Source organism: Streptomyces sp. NPDC054956 (assembly GCF_053609185.1).
The window spans coordinates 19,147-41,770 of record NZ_JBSGXB010000029.1; the positions used below are offsets into that span (position 1 = coordinate 19,147).

Here is a 22,624-nt window from a genome sequence, read left to right on the forward strand (position 1 = left end):
GCCGTACCGTATCGGGGTGACGACTCACCCCGGACGCTTCGGCTCCGCCCGGCAGTGGACGCGGGACCATCCGCTCGCCAGCGACGCCGTGCTCGCGCTCGGGGCACTCCTGGCCATGGTCGTCGGCTCCTTCGCCAACCCGCACGGGGTGCACGGACCGACCTTCGGGACCCGTACCCCCGAGCCGTTCTCGCTCGTCCTGATGGTGCTCGGCGCGGCCGTACTGGTGCTGCGGCGCCGGCGGCCGCGCACCGTTCTGGCCGCGACGATCGGGCTCTCGCTGCTGGAGCTGACCACCGGGGAGCCGCGGGCGCCCGTCGCCATGTGCACGGTGATCGCCCTCTACACGCTGGCCTCCCGCAGCGACCGGCCCACCACCTGGAAGGTCGGCCTGATCACCATGGCCGGACTGACCGGCGTGGCCATGCTGGCCGGACCGCTGCCCTGGTACGCGCAGGAGAACATCGGGATCTTCGCCTGGACCGGCATGGCCGCGGCCGCCGGGGACGCGGTGCGCAGCCGCCGGGCCTTCATCGACGCCATCCAGGAGCGGGCCGAGCGCGCCGAGCGGACCCGCGAGGAGGAGGCCCGGCGACGGGTCGCGGAGGAGCGGCTGCGGATCGCCCGGGACCTCCACGACGTGGTGGCCCACCACATCGCCCTGGTCAACGTGCAGGCCGGGGTGGCCGCGCACGTCATGGACAAGCGCCCGGACCAGGCGAAGGAGGCCCTCGCCCACGTCCGCGACGCCAGCCGCTCCGCGCTGAACGAGCTGCGGGCCACCGTCGGGCTGCTGCGCCAGTCCGGCGATCCGGAGGCGCCGACCGAGCCCGCGCCGGGGCTGGCCGTACTGGACGACCTCGTGGACACCTTCCGGCACGCCGGGCTCCCGGTGAAGGTGATGGTCCAGCTGGGCCGGCCCGACGGCCCCGCCGCGGCTCCCCTGCCGGCCGCCGTGGACCTGGCCGCGTACCGGGTGATCCAGGAGGCCCTGACCAACGTGCGCAAGCACGCCGGGCCGGGGGCGGACGCCGAGGTCAGCGTGGTCCGGGTGGGTGGCTCGGTGGAGGTGACCGTGCTGGACGACGGCGGCACCCCGGCCGACTCCCCACCGCAGCCCGTGGACGCGGGCGGCGGGCACGGGCTGCTCGGGATGCGCGAGCGGGCCGTCGCCCTGGGCGGCTCCTGCTTCGCCGGCCCCCGGTTCGGGGGCGGCTACCGGGTGCACGCGATCCTCCCGGTGGGCTAGGCAGGGCCTCCCGGAGCCTGCCCTCCCGGAGCCTGCCGGGCCGGGCCCCGTACCGCGTGCGCCCCCGCTAGTGGCAGACCTGGCGCCAGACGCCCAGTTCGTACTTCTTCTGGAGCGAGCTGAACTTCGCCTCCAGCGCGCGCGGGCACCACTGCGCGAGCGGCTTCTCGTACTCCACGTGGAAGACCGCCTTGCCCGCCTTCACGAAGGGGGCGAGCTTGTCGCACTCGTCGTACTGCATGCACTGCTCGTTGACCGCGAAGTCGAACTCCCCCACCAGCTGCGGGATCTGGTCCAGGTCGTTCTTCAGCCCGACCGACAGCCCCCGGTCGTGCGCGAGCTTCGCGATCAGCCGGTTGTACTTCAGCTGGTCGTCGGCGGTGAGCGGGAACCCGGACTTGTTGCGGTAGCCGTCCATGTTGTCCGGCTCCACCGCGTCGAAGCCCTTGTCCCGGCACATGTCCAACCGCGCGGCCATCAGCGGCTCCAGCTCCGCGAGCCGCCGGATGTCGAGCCAGCGCTCGCCCTCCCAGCCGTTGCCCTCGCCCCGCAGGGCCGGCGGGAAGGCCGCGGCGTCCGGCCGGAAGTCCTCCCAGGCGCCCGTGGAGAGGTAGCAGACGGTCCGCCGGCCGGCCGCCTCCAACTCGGCGACCTGCTCCTTGGTGGTGGTGAACCCGTCGACGTCGTAGACGGCCGCCTTCACCGAGGTGTCCAGCTTCCCGGTGAGCTGCCACTGCCAGCCGACGCCGGGCGGGGGCCGCCAGATCTCCCCCGGCGCCGGGGCGGGCGAGAGGTCGTCCGGCAGGTCCGCGTCGTCCTCGTCCGGCGCGGAGGTGCAGGCCGCGAGGAGCAGCAGCGGTACGAGCAGCAGCAGGCGGCCCGCGTACGGGAGCCTCATCCGGCGGCCTCCAGGGCGTACGGGAGGGTCCCCCAGGGGTGCGCGCCGGTCCCGGGGACCGCACAGTGCACGGCCGCCCCCCGCTGGGCGGCGAGTTGCCCGGCGAGCTCGGCGGGGGCGCCCGGCGGGACGGCGTACACGAGGTGGCAGAACCGCTGGGCGGGGTGGTCGGCCGTCCACGGCGGTACGGCGGCGGCGTCCCGGTAGGCGTCCCAGGGGCCCTCGAAGGTGACGAGCAGGTCGGCGAGTGCGGCGTAGCCGGGGTGCGGGTGCACTCCGTGGTTGAGGACGAGGGTGCGGGCCCCGGCGGCCCGCGCGGCGACGCCGAGCCGCCCGTAGTGCGCCAGGAACTCCGGGCCGGCGGCGGCCTGGTCGAGGAAGGCCCCGTCGGCGCCGTACCAGTCGCGGTGGCGCAGCAGGTCCTGGACGACGGCGGCGTGCGGGCGGCGCCCGTAGTCGGTGTCGGCGTACCCCAGGACGGGCACCCCGGCCTCGCGCAGCCGCTCGGCGACGACGGCGAACCGCTCGTCGGGGGCGTCGCCCGGCCCGCTGTCGGGGTTGAGCACCACCGAGTGGAGCCGGGGCGCGGAGCGGATGAGCAGCTCCCAGTCCTCGGGCCGGTCGGCGGGGTGCTCGTAGAGGGGCACCAGCAGCATGGGGTCCTTCTTCTCGTACGGGTTCACGTGCATCTTCGGTGGGCCGTCGGCGGTGGCTCCGCCGGCTGTGGCCCCATCAGCGGTGGGCCGTCGCCCGGCCCAGCAGCAGGCAGACCAGCGTGCCCAGCGCGAGGGCCGCGACCGCGGCGACGGCGAGTTGTACGGTGCGCGGCTGGCCCACCCCGAGGAGCAGGGCCAGGCTCTGCGCGACGGCGGCCGAGGCCACGACCACCGCGGCGGGCCGCACGGCCCCGAAGGACTGCAGGAGCAGCCCGGTCCACATCACGGCGCCGAGCAGCAGCAGGGTGGCGGTGCGCATCCAGGTCAGGCCGGGCGCGCCGGGCCAGAGCAGGGTTCCGGTGAGGCCGAGGGCCAGCAGCACCGCGAGGTAGGCGGCGAGGCACTGGGCCAGGGTGGCGAGCATCCGCAGCCAGAACTGGCGGGGCGAGCGGGCCGCCCTCAGTCCGGCGAGGCTGCCGCTGCGGAACCGGTGGAGCAGCCATTCGGCGGGGCCCATGCTGAGCGTGAGGGCCACCGCCGAGGGGGCCGCGACCGCCTCGGCGGGGCCGCCCGCGAGCACCTCCCCGAGGGCGGCGTACAGCACGAGCAGGCCGGTGCCCAGGCCGAAGACCCCGTACGGGACGGAGTCCCCGATCCGGGGGCCGCGCGGCGCGTACTCCTCCTCGGCGCCGCGCAGCATCTGCCAGCGGACCGGGCCCCGTTCGCCCGGCCGGCGCTCGCTCCAGCCCCGTACCCGGAGCACGAGGGCCCGTACGCCGTCGGCCACGGGGAGTTCCCGCAGGGCCAGCGCGCAGGCGGCCACGAGGGAGAGCGCCAGCAGGCAGACCCGTACCGGAATGGGCAGTTCCACCATGAGCGTGAGCACCGCTCCGCAGGCCATCGGCGCGAGCGCGGCGAGCAGCACCCGCTCCTGCCCGAGGACGAGCAGCACGGTGGCGGCCCCGACGTACAGGGCCTGGCCGGCGGCGAAGGCGTACGAGAACGGGGGCCCGCCGGGCACCGACAACGCGGCCGCGGTGCCGAGCAGGGCCCCGGCGGGGGCGCCGAGCAGCAGGGTCCGCCCGGCGGCGGCCCGGTCGCCGAGGCCGAGCCAGGAGTAGGCCCGGTGGGACAGGCTCTGGTCCCAGACCCAGCCGATGAGCGCCCCGGCGAGGAGGGTCAGCGTTCCGGCGGGCAGCCCCAGCCGGTCCTTGGGGCCCTCCAGGAGGGGTGCGCCCAGCAGGTAGGCGAGGCCGGGCAGGGCGAAGATCACCCCGCGCAGCAGGCAGGCGGTGAGGGAGACCTTCCAGGGGTCGGGGACGCGCTCGGGCTCCGGGAAGGAGCGCGGCACCCGGGCGTAGAGCTCCTCGGCGAGGCCGAAGGAGTCCTGGCGCCCGTAGGTGAGCCGGATGTGCTCGTCGGTCATCCCGTCGGACTCGAGGATGGCGGCGATCTCGTCCGGGTGGACGGCGGCCGCGATGAGGACGTCCAGGCGCCCGGCGAGCTCGTCCATCGGATCCGCGGCGGGCACGGCGTCCTTCCGGGGCCGCGGGACGGCCGGCAGCGTGTCGCCACCGGGTACTTTCAGCCAAAGTGATCCGCTCACCACAGGCTCCCGTCGGCGGCCAGTTCCTTGTACCAGGGGTCGGCGAGCCGCTGGGTCCACTCGTCGCCCACGTGGACGGGCAGGACGGGCTGGCCCGCGAGTTCGCGGTAGATGTGCCGGAAGCCGTCCACGGACTGGTGGAGCGTGAACTTCTCGACCACCCGCTTGCGGGACAACCGGCCCAGCTCGGCGCGGCGTTCGTCGTCGCGGAGCAGGGCGAGGGTGGCGCGGGCCATCGTCTCCGGCTCGCGCGGCGGCACGACGAGGCCGGTGTCCCCGACGGCCTCGCGGACCCCGCCGACATCGGTGGAGACGGTGGTGCGGCCGCAGGACATGGCTTCGATGATGGAGAAGGGGAAGCCCTCGCTGATGGAGGAGAGCATCACGACGGAGCCGGCCGCGTAGGCCTTGGCGACCTCGCTGATGCGGCCTTCCCAACTGATCCCGTCGCTCACCCCGAGTTCGGCGGCCAGCTTCTCCAGCTCGGTCTTGTACTCCTCGCAGCCGGCCGGGACCGGGCCGAAGAGGCGCAGCCGCAGGGCGGGCAGCTCCTCGCGCATGAACGCGTAGGCCCGGATCAGGGTTTCGAGGTCCTTGATCGGGTCGATCCGGCCGCACCAGCTGAGGGTGGGGACCTCCGGTTCGGGTCCCGCCTCGGGGAAGGCGTGCGGGTCGACGCCGTTGTAGACGGTGCGGATCCGGTCGGAGGCGGCGCCCCCGCGCTCCTCCCACCGGCGGTTGTACTGGTTGCACGGGGTGATCAGGTCGGCCTGCCGGTAGCCCTCGGTGTTGAGCTCCCGGTAGAAGCCGAGCATCAACGCCTTGACGGGCCAGCGCTGTTCGGCGCTGCGGTAGCCGAGGTAGCGCTCGCGCAGGTAGATCCCGTGCTCGGTGAGGAGGAACGGGACGTCGTCGAGGTACTTGGCGGCGAGCGCCGGGAGGGTGGCCAGTCCGCTGCTGACCGCGTGCGCGACGCTGTCGGGCGGAATGCGCACGGACAGCGGGCGCAGCGCGTGTTCCAGCAGGTCGGTGGCGGTGAGCGCGTCGTGGATGGTGGGCCGGGCGTCGGCGGTCACGAGGCCGGGGCGGGTCCAGACGGTCATGAGCAGGCGCAGGACCGATTCGGAGCGCAGGGCCGGGGCGAGCCGGCCGGAGCGGGCCAGTACGGCCAGTTCGCGCAGGGCCTCGGAGAAGCCGCGCGCGGAGCCGGCGGGGTCGGGGTCGAGCAGCGAGAGCAGGAAGGTCTCGTAGGTCTCGGTGAAGCGGCGCCGGGCCTTCCCCCGCAGGCCGGAACCCAGTTTCCTGGCCGGCGCGGGCCCCCAGAGCGGAACGGCGGTGTGGCGGTAGACGTTGCGCGGCAGCTCCCAGGTGACCGGCTCGCGTCCGGAGCCGGTCAGGGCTATGACGTTGAAGTCGACCTCCGGCATGCCGCGTACCAGTTGGTCGCACCAGGTGCTGACGCCCCCGTGGACGTGCGGGTAGGTGCCTTCGGTGAGCATGGTGACATGGCGCCCATGGCTCATGCGGTGTGTCCCCCCAAGGACGGAAAAGGGGCCGGCGCCCGTGGTTCGAGGAGCGCCGGCGCTAGGTGGTGCGTGTGCTGCCTGGCCTGGTCGTACGACCCGGTGGTCACGGGCGCGCACGCGGTTCAGGCGGGTACGCGGTCAGGGCACGTACGCCGTCAGGGCATGTGCAGCGTGACGGCGCTCTGGAGCAGCTCGGGCGCCGTCCAGGTGGACCGGGACCCCGCGTAGGCGGTGCCGAAGTCGGCGGTGCCGAGCAGGAGCTGCTTCTTCGTGCCCGTCGGCGCGGTGACCGGCGCGACGACACCGGAGGGCGCCTTGACGGTGACGTCCTTGCCGATGCGGTAGGCGGTGACCTGGTTGGCGGCGACGGCGGCGTCCCAGGCCGCGCGGCGCTGCAGTTCGACGCCGGTGTCCTTCATGCTCTGGTTCACGATCGGCGCGCTGGGCGCGTAGAGCACGCGGTAGGTGTCGAGGACCTGGTTGAGCACCGGGTAGAGGGTGCGGTCCTCGGCGAGGTTGCTCTGGTGCACGTAGTGCGGGCGCGGGTCGTTGTTCAGGACGTGGCGCAGGGCCGTCCTGGACTCGGCCGGCACGATGTAGTTCAGGTAGCCGGTGCCGGCGTCGAGCGGGGCCGGCAGGCAGGTGGAGGTGCCCGGGTTGTCCTCGCAGATGCCGCTGCCGCCGTCGGCCCGACTGGTGTAGATCCAGTTGTACTCGTCGGCCATCTCGGCGTTGGTGCCCGTGTTGTAGTACACGTTCATCGGGTACCGGGGCACGGTCAGCGCGGCGCCCACCGGCCGCTGCACGGGCTCGCGGGAGTTGTCGCTGCCCGCCCACTTCACGCCGTTGTCGGCGAGCGCGCCGGCCAGGTTGGGGTTGTCCTGGCCCTGCTGCGGAAGGGTCTTGAGGCCGGAGTGCTCACCGGTGACCAGCTCGGAGCGGTCGGTGGTGATGCCCTTGGACGCGGCCCAGTTGTTGTTGTCCCGGATCTGCGCCGAGATCTCCGCGCGGCTCATCCAGTTGACGGCGCCCTGGGCGTTCTTCGTGCAGGTCCAGGGGATCGTGGTGGTGTCCTGGACACAGCCGAGGAACGGGTGGGTGTAGGTGTGGTTCATCCACCGGTACTTCGCCCGGTCGGCGACCAGCTGGGCGGTCAGGGCGTCGGTGTTGCCGTTCTCCGCCTTCCACTCCTCCCCCGCGCCCGCGTTGAAGAGCAGGTCGAGCTTGAAGTTCTTGGACGTCTGCCACTGCGCCAGGTACTGGGCGTCGGCGGCCGTCATCCGGATCGTGGACTCCTTGCCCTCGCCGCCCGCGCAGGCGTAGTCGCCGGGCGTGCAGTTGAGGTCCTTGTTCCAGCGCGCGTCCGGGGCGAAGACGTCGTCCACGTGGACCGCGAAGTAGTTGCGCTCCTGGCCGAGGTGGACGCCCTGGGTGACCCACTCGACGATGCCGCGCGCCAGCAGCCGGAACTGCTGCTGGTACTGGTTGTAGCCGAAGGTGACGACCAGTTCGCTGCGCCCGTCGTGGGTGTACTCGCCGACGAGCGAGGCCCGCCCGGAGCCGACGGGGGCGTCGAGGTAACTGGTGTAGCCGGTCCGCGGTTTGGCCATGAACCCGTAGCTCTCCGGGATCAGCGGCGAGTTGTCCTCGAAGGCGACCTGGCCCCCGAGGTAGGCGAAGGGGCCCGCCTTGCCCGCCGCGGTGACGGCGGCCTGGGTGCCGTCGAGCGTGCCGCTGTAACCGCCGTTGTCGGTGTACTCCAGACCGACCCCCGGGTGCGCCCAGGTGTAGGCGTCCACCTGGCGGATCCCGTACGTGGTCTCGTACGCGGTGAGCGCGGCCATCTCGGCCGAGCCGGCGCCGAACGGGTTCTCGTTCGGCAGCACCACGCCCTGGAACTTGGCGCGCGGCCGCCCGTCGACCGTGTCGGCGAGGAACGCCGCGTTGACCACCGGGCGGCTGCCGCTGGACAGGTCGACGCGGGTGTACGGGACTCCGGTGTCGCGGAGTTCCGCCGTGATCGCCTCGACCGAGCTGCCGCCGTCGTCGACGACGAGGACCCTCAGGTCGATGCGCGGAGTGACCGCCGCCTGGGCGGCCGCTCCGGGTACTGCCACGGACGCTATGGCGGCCGCGAAGCAAACGGCGGCGAGCCTGTTCATCCGGTTCTTCTTGACCATTTCGGCCTTTCCCCCCGCAGGCGTCCTCGACTCGGGCCCTGGCGTCGGGCCGGGCCGGGGAGGCTCTGTGGAATGTGACGGACTTCTCTCGTGGAAACCCCCTGCGTACGCCGGGGGAGCAAACGGATCCCTGGGACCGGAGGCACGGGGCGCCGGAGATCCCCTCGGATCGCCGGGGACGGTCAGATGCCTTCGACGCCGTCGAGGCCGTCGGCGCCGTCGGTGCTGCCGGTGGGGTCGGTGCGGCCACCCGGCGCGGTGCGCACCGCGGGGAAAGCCGCGCCGAGGGAGTGCCCCGGGGCCCGGCGGGTGGCATTGACGACTGCCGCGTCGCGGAGCGGGGTTCCAGTGACTCCACAATAGGCGCAGGCCCGGGCCGACTTGGCCATCGGACGATCATGTACCGCGCCGGATTCCCGGCTCGTCTCGCGTCCTACGTGGTACGTGGCCAACTTCTTTCACCTCCACATGCATGCCGTTGGCCGGCGCCGCAACGGCGGCCCTCGGCCAATGCGGCCGACGGGCCCCCTCCCCAGGGGAGGAGGATCCAGTTACGCAAAGGAACCCCGTGCCTTTCGGCGGGACTGGAGCGAGTCTCTCGGACCTCGTCAGGTCTATGAGGCAAACCTGGAACAGAGGCCACAGATGGGTGAACCCGGCAGCCCCTTGATCGAACAACTTGCCAAACCTTCGAGTGGCGTGCGGACGACTACGTACGCGTAGGCTCATTTCCGGCGGCCATCGGGCCCGAATACGATCGCTACGGACGGCCGGCCACCCACTCGGCCCACACCACCAAAACGGAAGCGAGACTTCACCACCGTGACTGCTCTGACTCTCAGCACTGCCGGACCGGCGACGCTGCGCGCCGACGCCCTCGTCGTCGGTGTCGCGAAGGGCCCGAAGGGCCCCGTCGTGGCCGCGGGCGCCGAGGCCGTGGACAAGGCGTACGACGGAAAGCTCGCCGCCGTGCTCGACGCGCTCGGTGCCACGGGCGCCGAAGGCGAGATCACCAAGCTGCCGGCCCCGGACGGCCTCAAGGTCCCGGTCGTGCTGGCGGTCGGGCTGGGCCCCGTCCCCGAGACGGACGAGTCGTACGACGAGGAGACGCTGCGCCGCGCCGCCGGTGCCGCCGCCCGCGCCCTGCACGGCTCCAAGAAGGCCGCCTTCGCGCTCCCCCTCGACGACGCCTCCGCCGTCACGGCCGTGGCCGAGGGCGCGCTGCTGGGCGCGTACGCCTTCACCGCGTACCAGGGCGGCGAGAAGAAGGCCTCCAAGAACGGCGGCCCGAAGCTGCCCCTGTCCGAGGTGGCCCTGCTCGGCGCCAAGCCGCGCGACAAGGACCACAAGGCCGCCGCCGAGCGCGCCGTCGTCGTGGCGACCGAGGTCAACATCGCCCGCGACCTGGTCAACACCCCGCCGAACGACCTCACCCCCGAGGCCTTCGCCGCCGTCGCGTCCGCGACCGCGAAGGAGAACGGCATCAAGGTCCAGGTCCTGGACGAGAAGGCCCTGATCAAGGGTGGCTACGGCGGCATCATGGGCGTCGGCAAGGGCTCCGAGAACCCGCCGCGCCTGGTGAAGCTCACCTACACCCACCCCAAGGCGGAGAAGACCCTCGCCTTCGTCGGCAAGGGCATCACCTACGACTCCGGCGGCATCTCCCTGAAGCCGGCCGGCCACAACGAGACGATGAAGTGCGACATGGCCGGCGCCGCCGCCGTCTTCGCCTCCGTCGTCGCGGCCTCCAAGCTCGGCCTCCAGGTCAACGTGACCGGCTGGCTCGCGCTCGCCGAGAACATGCCCTCCGGCTCCGCGACCAAGCCCGGCGACGTGCTGCGCATGTACAGCGGCAAGACCGTCGAGGTCCTCAACACCGACGCCGAGGGCCGTCTGGTCCTGGGCGACGCGCTGACCAAGGCCTCCGAGGACAACCCGGACGCGATCGTCGACGTCGCCACCCTGACGGGCGCCATGATGATGGCCCTGGGCGACCGCACCTTCGGCATCATGGCCAACGACGACGCCTTCCGCACCTCGGTCCACGAGATCGCCGAGGAGGTCGGCGAGGCCTCCTGGCCGATGCCGCTCCCCGCGGACCTGCGCAAGTCCATGGACTCCCCCACCGCCGACATCGCCAACATGGGTGTCCGCATGGGCGGCGGCCTGGTGGCCGGCCTCTTCCTCCAGGAGTTCGTCGGCGAGGGCATCACCTGGGCCCACCTCGACATCGCGGGCCCCGCCTTCCACGAGGGCGCCCCGTACGGCTACACCCCCAAGGGCGGCACCGGCTCCGCCGTCCGCACCCTGGTGCGCCTGGCCGAGCGCACGGCCACGGGCGACCTGGGCTGACGCCTCCGGCACAGCGGCAGGTGAACCAAGACGGCCCCGGCCTTGATCAGTTTTTCCGATCGAGGCCGGGGCCTGTTCACCGACAACGAAATCCGTAGGTTTCTACGCTGCGGTAACCCCCGGTTCGGGCAGATCGACCTGTCACAGGGCGGGCCCGCCGTCCCGCGTTCCGCCGACAAATGCGAAGATGGGTTCTCGGCAGGACAGGGCCCCCACCACAGGGCCGAAGAAACAAGCGGCCGTATACCAGCCGCCGCCCGGTCACAGAGGACCGGTGCTCGGCGCACATGCATGGAGGACGTGACGTGGCGAACGACGCCAGCACCGTTTTCGACCTAGTGATCCTCGGCGGCGGCAGTGGCGGTTACGCCGCGGCGCTGCGCGCATCCCAGCTGGGTCTGGACGTTGCCCTGATCGAGAAGAACAAGCTCGGCGGCACCTGCCTGCACAACGGCTGCATCCCCACGAAGGCTCTGCTGCACGCGGGCGAGATCGCGGACCAGGCTCGCGAGGCCGCCCAGTTCGGTGTCAAGGCCACCTTCGAGGGCATCGACATCGCGGGTGTGCACAAGTACAAGGACGACATCATCGCGGGCCTGTACAAGGGCCTGCAGGGTCTGGTCGCCTCCCGCAAGCTGACCTACATCGAGGGTGAGGGCCGCCTCTCCTCGCCGACGTCCGTCGACGTGAACGGCCAGCGCATCCAGGGCCGCCACGTGCTGCTCGCGACCGGCTCCGTGCCGCGCTCGCTGCCGGGCCTGAACATCGACGGCAACCGCATCATCTCCTCGGACCACGCGCTGGTCCTGGACCGCGTGCCCGAGTCCGCCATCGTCCTGGGCGGCGGCGTCATCGGCGTCGAGTTCGCCTCGGCGTGGAAGTCCTTCGGCACCGACGTCACCATCGTCGAGGGCCTCAAGCACCTCGTCCCGGTCGAGGACGAGAACAGCTCGAAGCTGCTGGAGCGGGCGTTCCGCAAGCGCGGGATCAAGTTCAACCTCGGCACCTTCTTCGACAAGGCCGAGTACACCGAGAACGGTGTGCGGGTCACCCTCGCCGACGGCAAGACCTTCGAGGCGGAGGTGCTGCTGGTCGCGATCGGCCGCGGCCCCGTCTCCCAGGGCCTGGGCTACGAGGAGCAGGGCGTCGCGATGGACCGCGGCTACGTCCTGGTCGACGAGTACATGCAGACCAACGTGCCGACCATCTCGGCCGTCGGTGACCTCGCCCCGACCCTCCAGCTCGCGCACGTCGGCTTCGCCGAGGGCATCCTGGTGGCGGAGCGTCTGGCCGGTCTCAAGACCGTCCCGATCGACTACGACGGTGTCCCGCGCGTCACGTACTGCCACCCCGAGGTCGCCTCCGTCGGCATCACCGAGGCCAAGGCCAAGGAGATCTACGGCGCGGACAAGGTCGTGGCCCTCAAGTACAACCTGGCGGGCAACGGCAAGAGCAAGATCCTGAAGACCGCGGGCGAGATCAAGCTCGTCCAGGTCAAGGACGGTGCCGTGGTCGGCGTCCACATGGTCGGTGACCGGATGGGCGAGCAGGTCGGCGAAGCCCAGCTGATCTACAACTGGGAAGCACTGCCGGCCGAGGTCGCGCAGCTCATCCACGCGCACCCGACGCAGAACGAGGCGATGGGCGAGGCGCACCTGGCGCTCGCCGGCAAGCCCCTGCACGCACACGACTAATCGTCACTGGGCGCGACGACCACATCCGCACATTCGTTAGGAGCAACTGAAACCATGTCGGTTTCCGTAACCCTTCCGGCGCTCGGTGAGAGCGTCACCGAGGGCACTGTCACCCGCTGGCTGAAGGCCGAGGGCGAGCGCGTCGAGGCCGACGAGCCGCTGCTCGAGGTCTCGACCGACAAGGTCGACACCGAGATCCCCGCCCCGGTCGCCGGCGTCCTGCTGGAGATCCTGGTCGCCGAGGACGAGAACGCCGAGGTCGGCGCCCGTCTGGCCGTCATCGGTGTCGCCGGCGCGGCCCCCGCGGCCGCCCCGGCCGCCGCGGCTCCGGCTCCGGTCGCCGCCGCTCCGGTCGCCGCCCCGGCTCCGGTCGTGGCCGCTCCCGCGGTCGCCGCTCCGGCTCCCGTCGCCGCCCCGGCCCCCGTGGCCGCTCCGGCGCCGGTAGCCCCCGTGGCCCCGGCCGCCCCCGCCGCCCCGGTTTCCGCCGGTGACGAGGGCGCGTACGTGACCCCGCTGGTGCGCAAGCTCGCCTCGGAGTCCGGCGTCAACCTGTCCACGGTCTCGGGCACCGGTGTCGGTGGCCGCATCCGCAAGCAGGACGTCCTGGCCGCCGCCGAGGCCGCCAAGGCCGCCGCTGCCGCCCCGGCTCCGGCCGCCGCCGCTCCCGCCGCCAAGGCTCCGGCCGCCGCGGTCTCCGAGCTGCGCGGTCAGACGGTCAAGATGACCCGCATGCGCAAGGTCATCGGCGACAACATGATGAAGGCCCTGCACTCGCAGGCGCAGCTCAGCTCCGTGGTCGAGGTGGACATCACCAAGATCATGAAGCTGCGCGAGAAGGCCAAGGCCGGCTTCCTCGCCCGCGAGGGCGTCAAGCTGTCCCCGATGCCGTTCTTCGTCAAGGCCGCTGCCCAGGCGCTGAAGGCCCACGCGGTCGTCAACGCCCGGATCAACGAGGACGAGGGCACCATCACCTACTTCGACTCGGAGAACATCGGCATCGCCGTGGACTCCGAGAAGGGCTTGATGACCCCGGTCATCAAGGGTGCGGGCGACCTCAACCTGGCGGGCATCTCCAAGGCCACCGCCGACCTGGCCTCCAAGGTCCGCGGCAACAAGATCACGCCGGACGAGCTGTCGGGCGCGACCTTCACCATCAGCAACACCGGCTCGCGCGGTGCGCTGTTCGACACGGTCATCGTGCCCCCGAACCAGGTCGCCATCCTGGGCATCGGCGCGACGGTCAAGCGCCCGGTGGTCATCGAGACCACCGAGGGCACGAACATCGGCATCCGCGACATGACGTACCTGACCCTGTCCTACGACCACCGCCTGGTGGACGGCGCGGACGCGGCCCGGTACCTCTCGGCCGTCAAGGCGATCCTCGAGGCCGGCGAGTTCGAGGTCGAGCTCGGCCTGTAAGGCTCTCCGCGACAGAAGCTGTCGCGTACGGCGCCCCCGCCCGGATACAACTCCCGGGCGGGGGCGCCGTCGTCGTACGCTGGGCCGTCTCCGGGCGCCCCCGCGGGCGTCCCTGTAACCAGCCTCACCCTGCGCCCCCGACCCGGAACGCATCGCGACGACCGGAGCGGCCGTATTGTCTACGCATCAGGCCCCGCATGACCCTGCACACCCACCAGGAGATGAAGCCCCGATGATCACCCCACCCGTCGTGCACTCGCTGCGCGAGCAGATCCGCGAGCACATCGTGGAGGGGATCGTCAGCGGGCGCTGGAAGCCCGGTGAGCGGATCGTGGAGCGCCGGATCGCCGTGGAGCTGGAGGTCAGCCAGACGCCCGTGCGCGAGGCCCTGCGCGAGCTGGAGACGCTGCGGCTGATCGAGTCGGCGCCGAACAAGGGCGTGCGCGTACGGAACCTGTCGGCGGCGGACCTGGAGGAGATCTACCCGGTCCGGGCGGGCCTGGAGCAGATCGCCGCCGAGCTGGCCGCTCCCCGTCTCGCCCTCGACTGCACGGCCCTGGAACCGCACGTGGCGGCCCTGTGGGACGCCGACCGCAGCGCGGACGGCACGGCGCAGGTGCGGCACACCGTGGGCTTCCACCGGGAGATGGTGCGGGCCGCGGGGAACAGCGTGCTGCTGCACACCTGGGAGTCCCTGGGCATCGAGGTCTTCACGGCCCTGTCCATCCGGTGGCTGGGAACCGTCCAGAAGTCCTACGCCGAGGAGCACGAAGCCCTCGTGGACGCCTTCCGCAACCAGGACCCGGACATCGGTCTGCTCGTGAAGAGGCACGTCCTGGGGTGTGCGCCGCGGGCGTGATCTTGTCCCCGCTTGGCCGCTTCATCCGTTGCCCGACACCCAGCTTGTGGTGATTTGCCCGGCACCGGGTGCCTGATTTCCTGGCACCCGGTGCCGACTTTTGTCATATGGACGTTTCTTTTTCACTTTCATTTGATCGATCATCGATCAGCGTCTTACAGTCATCCGCGGACCCCAACCGGGTCCAACGACCCTGTCCTGCCCGTCAGGGATTTCTTCACCACCTCTCCTTTGTCCGGAAGGCGGCGCACACCGATGTCCGACCCCGTAGGAAAGCTTCCGAGCGAGCTCGACCAGCTCCCGGACCGCGACACCGAGGAGACCGCCGAATGGGCGGCCTCCCTCGACGCAGTCGCCAAGGCCGCCGGTACGCGCCGCGCCGAATACCTGCTCCGTCGCACCCTCCAGCACGCCGAGGCCGCCGGCCTCGCGCTGCCGAAGCTGCTCGAGACGGACTACGTCAACACCATCCCCACCGCCGCGGAGCCCGAGTTCCCCGGTGACGAGGCGATGGAAGCCCGGATCACCGCGTGGAACCGCTGGAACGCGGCCGCCATGGTGACCCGCGGCTCCAAGTACGGCGTCGGCGGCCACATCGCCACCTTCGCCTCCGCCGCGTGGCTGTACGAGACCGGCTTCCAGCACTTCTTCCGCGGGAAGGAGGCCGACGGATCGGGCGACCAGCTCTACATCCAGGGCCACGCCTCCCCCGGCATCTACGCCCGCGCGTTCCTCGACGGACGCGTCTCCGAGCAGCAGCTCGACAACTTCCGCCAGGAGTCCGGCGGCAACGGCCTGCCGTCCTACCCGCACCCGCGGCGCCTGCCGTGGCTGTGGGAGTTCCCGACGGTGTCCATGGGCCTCGGCCCGCTCTCCGCGATCTACCAGGCGCGCTTCAACCGCTACCTGCAGAACCGGAACATCAAGGACACCGCCAACTCGCACGTCTGGGCCTTCCTGGGCGACGGCGAGATGGACGAGCCCGAGTCGACCGCCGCCCTGGCCCTCGCCTCCCGCGAGCAGCTCGACAACCTGACCTTCGTCATCAACTGCAACCTGCAGCGCCTCGACGGTCCGGTCCGCGCCAACTTCCGCGTCGTCCAGGAGCTGGAAGCCCAGTTCCGCGGCGCCGGCTGGAACGTCATCAAGTCGCTGTGGGGCTCCGCCTGGGACGAGCTGTTCCAGCTCGACACCACGGGCGCCCTGGTACGCCGCCTGCGCGAGGTACCCGACGCGCAGTTCCAGACGTACGCGACCCGCGACGTGGCCTACATCCGCCAGCACTTCTTCGGCGCCAACGCCGAGCTCGTGCAGCTGGCCGGTGTGCTCTCCGACGCGAAGATCGCCGAGTGCTTCCACACCTCGCGCGGCGGCCACGAGCCCCGCAAGGTCTACGCCGCGTACAAGGCCGCCCTGGAGCACAAGGGTGCTCCGACGGTCATCCTCGCGCAGACCGTCAAGGGCTACACGCTGGGCGCCGGGTTCGAGTCGAAGAACGCGAACCACCAGATGAAGAAGCTGACGATCGACGAGTTCAAGGACATGCGTGACCTCCTTGGCCTCCCGATCCCGGACAGCGCCTTCGCCGACGGCCAGGTCCCGTACGGCCACCCGGGCGCGAACAGCCCCGAGGTCCAGTACCTGAACGAGCGCCGCGCGGCGCTCGGCGGCCCGGCCCCGGCCCGCAAGGTCAAGCACGTGGCCCTGCCCGCCCCCGCGGACCGTTCCTTCGCCCCGCTGCTCAAGGGCTCCGGCAAGCAGGAGATGGCCACCACCATGGCCTTCGTCCGACTCGTCAAGGACCTGATGCGGGACAAGGAGACCGGCAAGCGCTGGGTGCCGATCGTCCCCGACGAGGCCCGCACCTTCGGTATGGAGTCCCTCTTCCCGTCGGCCGGCATCTACTCGCCGCTGGGCCAGACGTACGAGCCGGTCGACCGCGACCAGCTCATGTACTACAAGGAAGCCAAGGACGGCCAGATCCTCAACGAGGGGATCACCGAGGCCGGCGCCATGGCCGACTTCATCGCCGCCTGCACGTCGTACGCGACGCACGGCGAGCCGATGATCCCGTTCTACATCTTCTACTCGATGTTCGGCTGGCAGCGCACCGCCGACCAGATGTGGCAGCTCGCCGACCAGCTCGGCAAGGGCTTCATCGTCGGCGCCACCGCCGGCCGCACCACCCTGACGGGTGAGGGCCTGCAGCACGCGGACGGCCACTCGCACCTGATCGCGTCCACGAACCCGGCGTCGCTCAACTACGACCCGGCCTTCGCGTACGAGATCGCGGTGATCGTCAAGGACGGTCTGCGCCGGATGTACGGCGAGAAGCCGGAAGACGTCTTCTACTACCTGACGGTCTACAACGAGCCGAAGCCGCAGCCCGCGATGCCCGAGGGCGTCGAGGAAGGCATCCTCAAGGGTCTGTACCGCTTCAACACGGCGGCCGACCTGGGCGAGGCCGCCCCGGCCGCCGACGCCCCGAAGATCCAGCTGATGGCCTCCGGCACGGCGATCCACTGGGTGCTCGACGCGCAGAAGCTGCTCGCCGCCGACTGGAACGTGGCCGCCGACGTCTGGTCCGCCACCTCCTGGGGCGAGCTGCGCCGCGACGCGCTGGAGTGCGACGAGGCGCTGCTGCGCGGCGAGATGCGCACCCCGTTCGTCAGCCGCGCGCTGGAGGGCGTCACCAGCCCGGTGCTCGCCGTCTCCGACTGGATGCGTCAGGTCCCGGACCAGATCAGCCAGTGGGTCGAGCAGGACTACACCTCGCTGGGCACGGACGGCTTCGGTCTGTCCGACACCCGTGAGGGTGCCCGCCGCCACTTCGGTGTCGACGCGCAGTCCATCGTGGTGGCCGCGCTGGCCCAGCTCGCCCGCCGCGGCGAGGTACCGGCCTCCTCCATCAAGGAAGCCCGGGAGCGCTACGGCCTGTAAGGCTCCGTAGAACCAGTACTGCGAAAGGCCGGTGCCCACCCCGCCAAGGGGGTCGGACACCGGCCTTTCGCGGCATGCGCGGTGGCGGCGCGGGGGCCGACCCGTGATGCTGGAGCGGTGATGGACGAGACGGAATTCTGGGAGATGGTCGACCGTACCCGCGAGGCCGCCGACGGCGACCCCGAGGAACACGCCGAGCTGCTCGTGGAGCGGCTGGCACAGCTCGATCCGGATTCCGTCCTGGACTTCGCCCGGCACTTCGAGTCGCGGTACAACCGGGCCTACACCTGGGACCTGTGGGGCGCGGCGTGGGTGCTGCTCGACGGGGCCAGCGACGACGCGTTCGACTACTTCCGGTGCTGGCTGATCGGCCAGGGCCGGGAGGTCTTCGAGGGCGGGGTGCACGATCCCGACCACCTGGCGGAGCTCCTCGGCGAATTCGACGAGGAGATCGACGGGGACGGCGAGGAACTCGGGTACGCCGCCGACGAGGCGTACGAGCAGCTGACCGGGGCGGTCGCGCCGGATCTCGGCATCCCGCTGCAAGCGGCCGAGCCGGAGGGCACTCCGCTGGACTTCGAGAACGAAGCCGTGCTCGCGGAGCGCTTCCCCCGGCTGTGGGACCGCTTCAGGGGCTAGGGCTTGTCCGGAGGACACCCCTGAGCCCCGCCTGATCAGTAGTGCGTACCGCCGTCGATGCGGATCTCCGTGCCGGTGATGAAGGCACCGTCCTCGGAGCCCAGCATGGCGACGACGCCGGCGACCGTCTGCGGGCCGGCGAAGCCCTGGCCGAGGGCCGGGGCGAGCTTGGCGAACAGGCTCCAGTCGGTGTCCTCGGGCAGGCCGGGGCCGGTGCCGGTGGTCATGCCGGACTCGATGGAGCCGGGGGCGACGGCGACGAAGCGCAGGCCCTGCTTGCTGTACTCGGCGGCCAGCGCGTGGGTCATGGACTGGATGCCGCCCTTGCTGGCCGCGTAGGCGGACATGTAGGGGTGCGCGAAGGACGCCGAGGTGGAGCTGAAGTTCACGACCACCGGCTGGTCGCCCGCCAGCAGCGCCGGGAGCGACTCGCGGATGACCAGGAAGGTTCCGGTCAGGTTCACCGAGATGATCTTGTTCCAGAACTCGAGCGTGGTCTGGTGGGTGTGCGCCGAGCGCAGGATGCCCGCCGCGTTGACCAGTACGTCGATGCCCGTGAGCGCGTCGACGGCGGCGGCGATGCCGGCCTTGACGGCCGCCTCGTCGGATATGTCGAGGACCGCGGTGGTGAGGCGGTCGGCGTGACCGTCGGCGGCGGCCTGCTCGGCGGTGGCCTTCAGGCCGGCCTCGTTGACGTCCACGGTGTGGACCCGGCCGCCCTCGGAGAGGATGCGGTGGACGGTGGCCTGGCCGATGCCGGAGCCGCCGCCGGTGATGAGGACGCGACGTCCTTCGTAACGGTTCATGGGGACGAGCGTACTCCCGTGATGACACGTTTTGCCAGCCTGTCAAAACATGCATTCGCGATCTTTCCGGCGGGGTATCCTTCCCACCGTGAGATCCCCACGTCCGTACTCTCCCCAGGCCGGCCCCGGAGCCCAGTCGCTGAACGAGCGCCGCAAGGCCGCCACCCAGCTCGACATCGCCCGCGCGGCCTGCGAACTGTTCGCCGAGCACGGCCCCGACGGCACCACCGCCGAGGACATCGCCCACCGGGCGGGCGTGGCACTGCGCACCTTCTACCGCTACTTCCGCAACAAGCAGGAGGCCGTCGCACCCCTGCTCGCGGGCGGCGGCGACGCCTGGCGCGCACTGCTCGCCGAGGAGGACCCGGGAACCCCGCTCGCCGAGGCCCTGGAGCGCGCCGTCACCCGCTCGCTGACGGGCCCCCAGGCCCTGGAGGAGGGCCTGGAGGTCACCCGGGGCCTGCTGCGCGCCGCGGGGGGCGACGAGGCCCTGCGGGCGGTCTGGTACCGGGTCAACCAGGACTCCGAGGAGCGCCTGATCCCGGTCGTCGCCCGGCTCGCGGGCCCGGAGGCCGAACCCCTCGCCGTACGCCTCCTCGCGGCAGCGGCCACCGACGCGATCCGCATCGCCCTGGAACTCTGGTCGGCCACCGACGCCCCGTCCTCGGGCCCGGGCTCCCCCTCCGAACTGGCGATCCGCTGCCTGCGGGACCTGACGGGCGCCATGCCCCTGCTCCGCTGACGCGACCGGAATCCCTCAGAGGAACCGCTCGGACTTCGCCCTCAGGTGCTCCGCGAGGAAGGCGGGAGCATCGGGCCTCAACCGCGCCAGGGCCACCATCGCGGTGATGACGACGTCGGCGACCTCCGCCTCCACGTCGCTCCAGGTGTGCGAGTCGCCCTTGCGGGGATTGGTTCCCCTGGCCCCGATGACGGCCTGCGCCGCCTCGCCGAACTCCTCGCCGATCTTCAGGACCTGCAGGGTCGCGCTCTCCTCCGGCGCCACCCCGCGCTCCCGGTCGTGCTCGTCGAACCGCGCCGCGAGCGCCCCGATGGTCTTCCACACATCATCCATCCCCCGACCCTAGACCGAGGCCTCTCCGGTGAGGCATGCATGGCACAGGCAGTGGTCCGGATGCGGGCTGGACCGTGCCACCTCGGCCCGGTACCGGCGCGCGTACTCCTCCAGTGCCGCCGAGAAGGTCTCGGCGCGCTCCGCGCCCAACCCGTGCGGCGCGAACGGCGACTCGCTCAGCCGCTCCAGGACCCGCGGGGCGTAGACGGCCTTAGGCCGGAAGCTGTGCAGGTGCCGCGTCGCCGTGTCGATGGTGATCCACCGGCTGGTGTGCCGCTCACGCCCGATCACCGTGAGGCGGTCGCCTCCCGGCCCCCAGTACACGTGGGACACGTACACCTTGGCCCCGCCCTTGAAGGACTTCGTTCCCGGGCGCAGCTCCTGCCCGCCCGCCCCGCACCTGCGCCAGGCCACGACGTTCGCCGCCACCAGCCAGACCGGCTCCTGCGAGCCGTCCGATTCCTCGTTCACGCGCCCCTCCCCCTCCTCGCGACTCCCCCGCGCGAACCGCGGCGCTCACCCCCATCACAGCAAAGCCCCGCCCCCCTCTCAAGGAAGGGGACGGGGCTTCGGGCGATCGGATCGATCAGTGCGTCAGCACGGCACGGCTTAGAGGTCGAAGTAGAGCTCGAACTCGTGCGGGTGCGGGCGCAGGGCGATCGGGGCGATCTCGTGCGTGCGCTTGTAGTCGATCCAGGTCTCGATGAGGTCGGGGGTGAAGACACCGCCGGCCAGGAGGTACTCGTGGTCCTCCTCCAGGGCCTTGAGGACGTCCTCGAGGCTGGTCGGGACCTGCGGGACGCTCGCGTGCTCGTCGGGCGAGAGCTCGTAGAGGTCCTTGTCGATCGGCTCCATCGGCTCGATCTTGTTCTTGATGCCGTCGAGGCCCGCGAGCAGCAGCGCCGCGAAGGCGAGGTACGGGTTCGAGGACGGGTCCGGGGCGCGGAACTCGACGCGCTTGGCCTTCGGGTTCGAGCCCGTGATCGGGATGCGCATGGCGGCCGAGCGGTTGCGCTGCGAGTACACCATGTTGACCGGCGCCTCGAAGCCCGGGACCAGGCGGTGGTAGGAGTTCACCGTCGGGTTGGTGAACGCCAGCAGCGACGGGGCGTGCTTGAGGATGCCGCCGATGTAGTAGCGCGCCATGTCCGACAGGCCCGCGTAGCCGGACTCGTCGTAGAACAGCGGGTCGCCGTTGGCCCACAGCGACTGGTGCACGTGCATGCCCGAGCCGTTGTCACCGAAGATCGGCTTCGGCATGAAGGTCGCGGTCTTGCCGTTCTTCCACGCGACGTTCTTCACGATGTACTTGAAGAGCATCAGGTCGTCGGCCGCGGCGAGCAGCGTGTTGAACTTGTAGTTGATCTCGGCCTGGCCACCGGTGCCGACCTCGTGGTGCTGACGCTCGACCTGGAGGCCCTGGGCGTCCAGCTCGAGGGAGATCTCGGCGCGCAGGTCGGCGAAGTGGTCGACCGGGGCTACGGGGAAGTAACCACCCTTGTAGCGGACCTTGTAACCACGGTTGTTCTCCTCGGAGCCCGTGTTCCAGGCGCCGGCCTCGGAGTCGATGTGGTAGAAGCCCTCGTTCGCCGAGGTCGCGAAGCGCACGCTGTCGAACACGTAGAACTCGGCCTCGGGGCCGAAGAACGCGGTGTCGGCGATGCCGGTGGAGGCGAGGTACGCCTCGGCCTTCTTCGCGACGTTGCGCGGGTCACGGCTGTAGGCCTCGCCCGTGATCGGGTCGTGGATGAAGAAGTTGATGTTGAGCGTCTTGTCCTTGCGGAACGGGTCCAGGCGCGCGGTGGTGATGTCGGCGCGCAGCGCCATGTCGGACTCGTGGATCGCCTGGAAGCCGCGGATCGAGGAGCCGTCGAAGGCCAGCTCCTCGTTCGGGTCGAACGCCCGCCCCGGGATGGTGAAGTGCTGCATGACACCAGGCAGGTCGCAGAAGCGGACGTCGACGAACTTGACGTCGTTCTCCTCGATGTACTGCTTCACTTCGTCGGCGTTCTTGAACATCCAACTCCTCCTACTCCCGACCCCGGGGCAGGGGCGGGCTTTATAGCTAGTGGTGCGTCAGTGCGGTGCCGCACGCTGACCCGACCATAAGCAGACGGGGTTTCTCAAGCATGACCCATTTGTTTCGCACAAGTTAACCAGGGTCCCGCCGGAACGACGGGAGGCCGCACAGGTACCGTGTTCGGGTGGACAAGAGGCAAGCAATCGGATCCTGGCTCTCCGGCCCCCGCGAGGCCGCCGAGCAGATGGGCGTCGACTTCGGGTATCCCGGCAAGCAGCTCGGCCTGCCGCAGCAGGGGCCCGGCTCCGTCGCCCGTTTCGGCCGGCGTTTCGGCGCCGTGCTCATCGACTGGCTGGCCTGTCAGCTGATCGCATACGGGCTGATCACGGGCCGCGACTGGACCGCGGCGGGCAACTGGACGCTGGGGCTCTTCGTGGTCCTGAGCATCCTGACCGTCGGCACCGTGGGCTTCACCCCCGGGAAGCGGATCCTGGGCATCCGGGTCATCCGCCAGGACGGGAACCGGCTCGGCATCGGGCGCGTGATCCTGCGCACCGTACTGCTGGCCCTGGTCATCCCGGCGCTGGTCTGGGACCGCGACGGCCGCGGACTGCACGACCGTGCGAGCCACGCGGTCCAGGTCAGGATCTGATTTCCGGCACCGAATGCCGGCACGACGCAAGGGCGCCCCGAGCCATCCGGCTC

19 protein-coding genes are annotated in these 22,624 nt (G+C 71.1%); 9 read left to right on the forward strand and 10 right to left on the reverse strand.

All coding sequences use genetic code 11. From position 1 onward, the window contains the following. The first annotated feature begins 16 nt into the window (after positions 1-16). Positions 17-1,249 carry a sensor histidine kinase gene (locus tag ACWGDE_RS08380; protein WP_453388205.1) on the forward strand — a complete coding sequence of 411 codons (1,233 nt, stop codon included), beginning with the start codon at positions 17-19 and terminating at the stop codon, positions 1,247-1,249. Positions 1,250-1,316: 67 nt separating this feature from the next. Here the strand turns inward: ACWGDE_RS08380 and ACWGDE_RS08385 are convergent, their stop codons facing one another. The 6 genes from ACWGDE_RS08385 to ACWGDE_RS08410 form a co-directional block, all read right to left on the reverse strand. Next, positions 1,317-2,147 (reverse strand): endo alpha-1,4 polygalactosaminidase, encoded by an 831-nt coding sequence (locus ACWGDE_RS08385; RefSeq protein ID WP_453388206.1) that lies wholly within the window; start codon positions 2,145-2,147, stop codon positions 1,317-1,319. Next, on the reverse strand, positions 2,144-2,836 hold the full coding sequence (locus ACWGDE_RS08390) for a spherulation-specific family 4 protein (protein WP_453388207.1): 693 nt from the start codon (positions 2,834-2,836) through the stop codon (positions 2,144-2,146). The genes ACWGDE_RS08385 and ACWGDE_RS08390 overlap by 4 nt, the downstream gene beginning before the upstream one ends. Positions 2,837-2,879: 43 nt before the next feature. Continuing rightward, complete coding sequence (locus ACWGDE_RS08395) at positions 2,880-4,409, reverse strand: hypothetical protein (RefSeq protein WP_453388208.1); 1,530 nt, start codon at positions 4,407-4,409, stop codon at positions 2,880-2,882. Continuing rightward, positions 4,406-5,932, reverse strand: a complete 1,527-nt coding sequence (pelF, locus tag ACWGDE_RS08400) for a GT4 family glycosyltransferase PelF (protein ID WP_453388209.1) — start codon at positions 5,930-5,932, stop codon at positions 4,406-4,408. The genes ACWGDE_RS08395 and pelF overlap by 4 nt, the downstream gene beginning before the upstream one ends. A 158-nt stretch (positions 5,933-6,090) precedes the next feature. Beyond that, the gene (locus ACWGDE_RS08405; protein WP_453388210.1) at positions 6,091-8,115 is read right to left on the reverse strand and encodes a hypothetical protein; all 2,025 of its coding nucleotides are present in this window, start codon (positions 8,113-8,115) and stop codon (positions 6,091-6,093) included. 182 nt (positions 8,116-8,297) lie between these two features. Then, positions 8,298-8,504 (reverse strand): hypothetical protein, encoded by a 207-nt coding sequence (locus ACWGDE_RS08410; protein WP_453388211.1) that lies wholly within the window; start codon positions 8,502-8,504, stop codon positions 8,298-8,300. 433 nt (positions 8,505-8,937) lie between these two features. On the opposite strand from ACWGDE_RS08410, the gene ACWGDE_RS08415 reads away from it, so the two are divergent. The 6 genes from ACWGDE_RS08415 (at position 8,938) to ACWGDE_RS08440 (ending at position 18,018) form a co-directional block, all read left to right on the forward strand. Next, positions 8,938-10,467: a leucyl aminopeptidase gene (locus ACWGDE_RS08415; RefSeq protein WP_453388212.1), complete on the forward strand. Its 1,530-nt coding sequence runs from the start codon at positions 8,938-8,940 to the stop codon at positions 10,465-10,467. A 305-nt stretch (positions 10,468-10,772) separates the two neighbouring features. Next, on the forward strand, positions 10,773-12,161 hold the full coding sequence (lpdA, locus tag ACWGDE_RS08420) for a dihydrolipoyl dehydrogenase (RefSeq protein WP_453388213.1): 1,389 nt from the start codon (positions 10,773-10,775) through the stop codon (positions 12,159-12,161). 6 nt (positions 12,162-12,167) lie between these two features. Beyond that, positions 12,168-13,580 (forward strand): 2-oxoglutarate dehydrogenase, E2 component, dihydrolipoamide succinyltransferase, encoded by a 1,413-nt coding sequence (gene sucB / locus ACWGDE_RS08425; protein ID WP_453388222.1) that lies wholly within the window; start codon positions 12,168-12,170, stop codon positions 13,578-13,580. A gap of 235 nt (positions 13,581-13,815) precedes the next feature. Next, complete coding sequence (locus ACWGDE_RS08430; protein WP_453388223.1) at positions 13,816-14,439, forward strand: GntR family transcriptional regulator; 624 nt, start codon at positions 13,816-13,818, stop codon at positions 14,437-14,439. A gap of 255 nt (positions 14,440-14,694) precedes the next feature. Further along, positions 14,695-17,379: a pyruvate dehydrogenase (acetyl-transferring), homodimeric type gene (gene aceE, locus ACWGDE_RS08435; protein ID WP_453388214.1), complete on the forward strand. Its 2,685-nt coding sequence runs from the start codon at positions 14,695-14,697 to the stop codon at positions 17,377-17,379. Between the two features lie 120 nt (positions 17,380-17,499). Next, positions 17,500-18,018 (forward strand): DUF4240 domain-containing protein, encoded by a 519-nt coding sequence (locus ACWGDE_RS08440; RefSeq protein ID WP_453388215.1) that lies wholly within the window; start codon positions 17,500-17,502, stop codon positions 18,016-18,018. A gap of 35 nt (positions 18,019-18,053) precedes the next feature. Here ACWGDE_RS08440 and ACWGDE_RS08445 read toward each other — a convergent pair whose 3' ends face one another. After that, the gene (locus ACWGDE_RS08445) at positions 18,054-18,824 is read right to left on the reverse strand and encodes an SDR family NAD(P)-dependent oxidoreductase (protein WP_453388216.1); all 771 of its coding nucleotides are present in this window, start codon (positions 18,822-18,824) and stop codon (positions 18,054-18,056) included. 88 nt (positions 18,825-18,912) lie between these two features. Between ACWGDE_RS08445 and ACWGDE_RS08450 the strand changes: the two genes are divergently transcribed. After that, positions 18,913-19,566, forward strand: coding sequence for a TetR/AcrR family transcriptional regulator (locus ACWGDE_RS08450; protein WP_453388217.1), 654 nt, complete (start codon positions 18,913-18,915; stop codon positions 19,564-19,566). 15 nt (positions 19,567-19,581) lie between these two features. Here the strand turns inward: ACWGDE_RS08450 and ACWGDE_RS08455 are convergent, their stop codons facing one another. From ACWGDE_RS08455 to glnA, 3 genes are all read right to left on the reverse strand, one after another. Then, the gene (locus ACWGDE_RS08455) at positions 19,582-19,899 is read right to left on the reverse strand and encodes a MazG-like family protein (RefSeq protein WP_453388218.1); all 318 of its coding nucleotides are present in this window, start codon (positions 19,897-19,899) and stop codon (positions 19,582-19,584) included. Between the two features lie 9 nt (positions 19,900-19,908). Then, on the reverse strand, positions 19,909-20,370 hold the full coding sequence (locus ACWGDE_RS08460) for a hypothetical protein (RefSeq protein ID WP_453388219.1): 462 nt from the start codon (positions 20,368-20,370) through the stop codon (positions 19,909-19,911). Positions 20,371-20,508: 138 nt separating this feature from the next. Next, positions 20,509-21,918, reverse strand: coding sequence for a type I glutamate--ammonia ligase (gene glnA, locus ACWGDE_RS08465; RefSeq protein WP_453388220.1), 1,410 nt, complete (start codon positions 21,916-21,918; stop codon positions 20,509-20,511). Positions 21,919-22,103: 185 nt separating this feature from the next. On the opposite strand from glnA, the gene ACWGDE_RS08470 reads away from it, so the two are divergent. Further along, positions 22,104-22,571 carry an RDD family protein gene (locus ACWGDE_RS08470; protein ID WP_453388221.1) on the forward strand — a complete coding sequence of 156 codons (468 nt, stop codon included), beginning with the start codon at positions 22,104-22,106 and terminating at the stop codon, positions 22,569-22,571. The last annotated feature ends 53 nt before the right edge of the window (positions 22,572-22,624 follow it).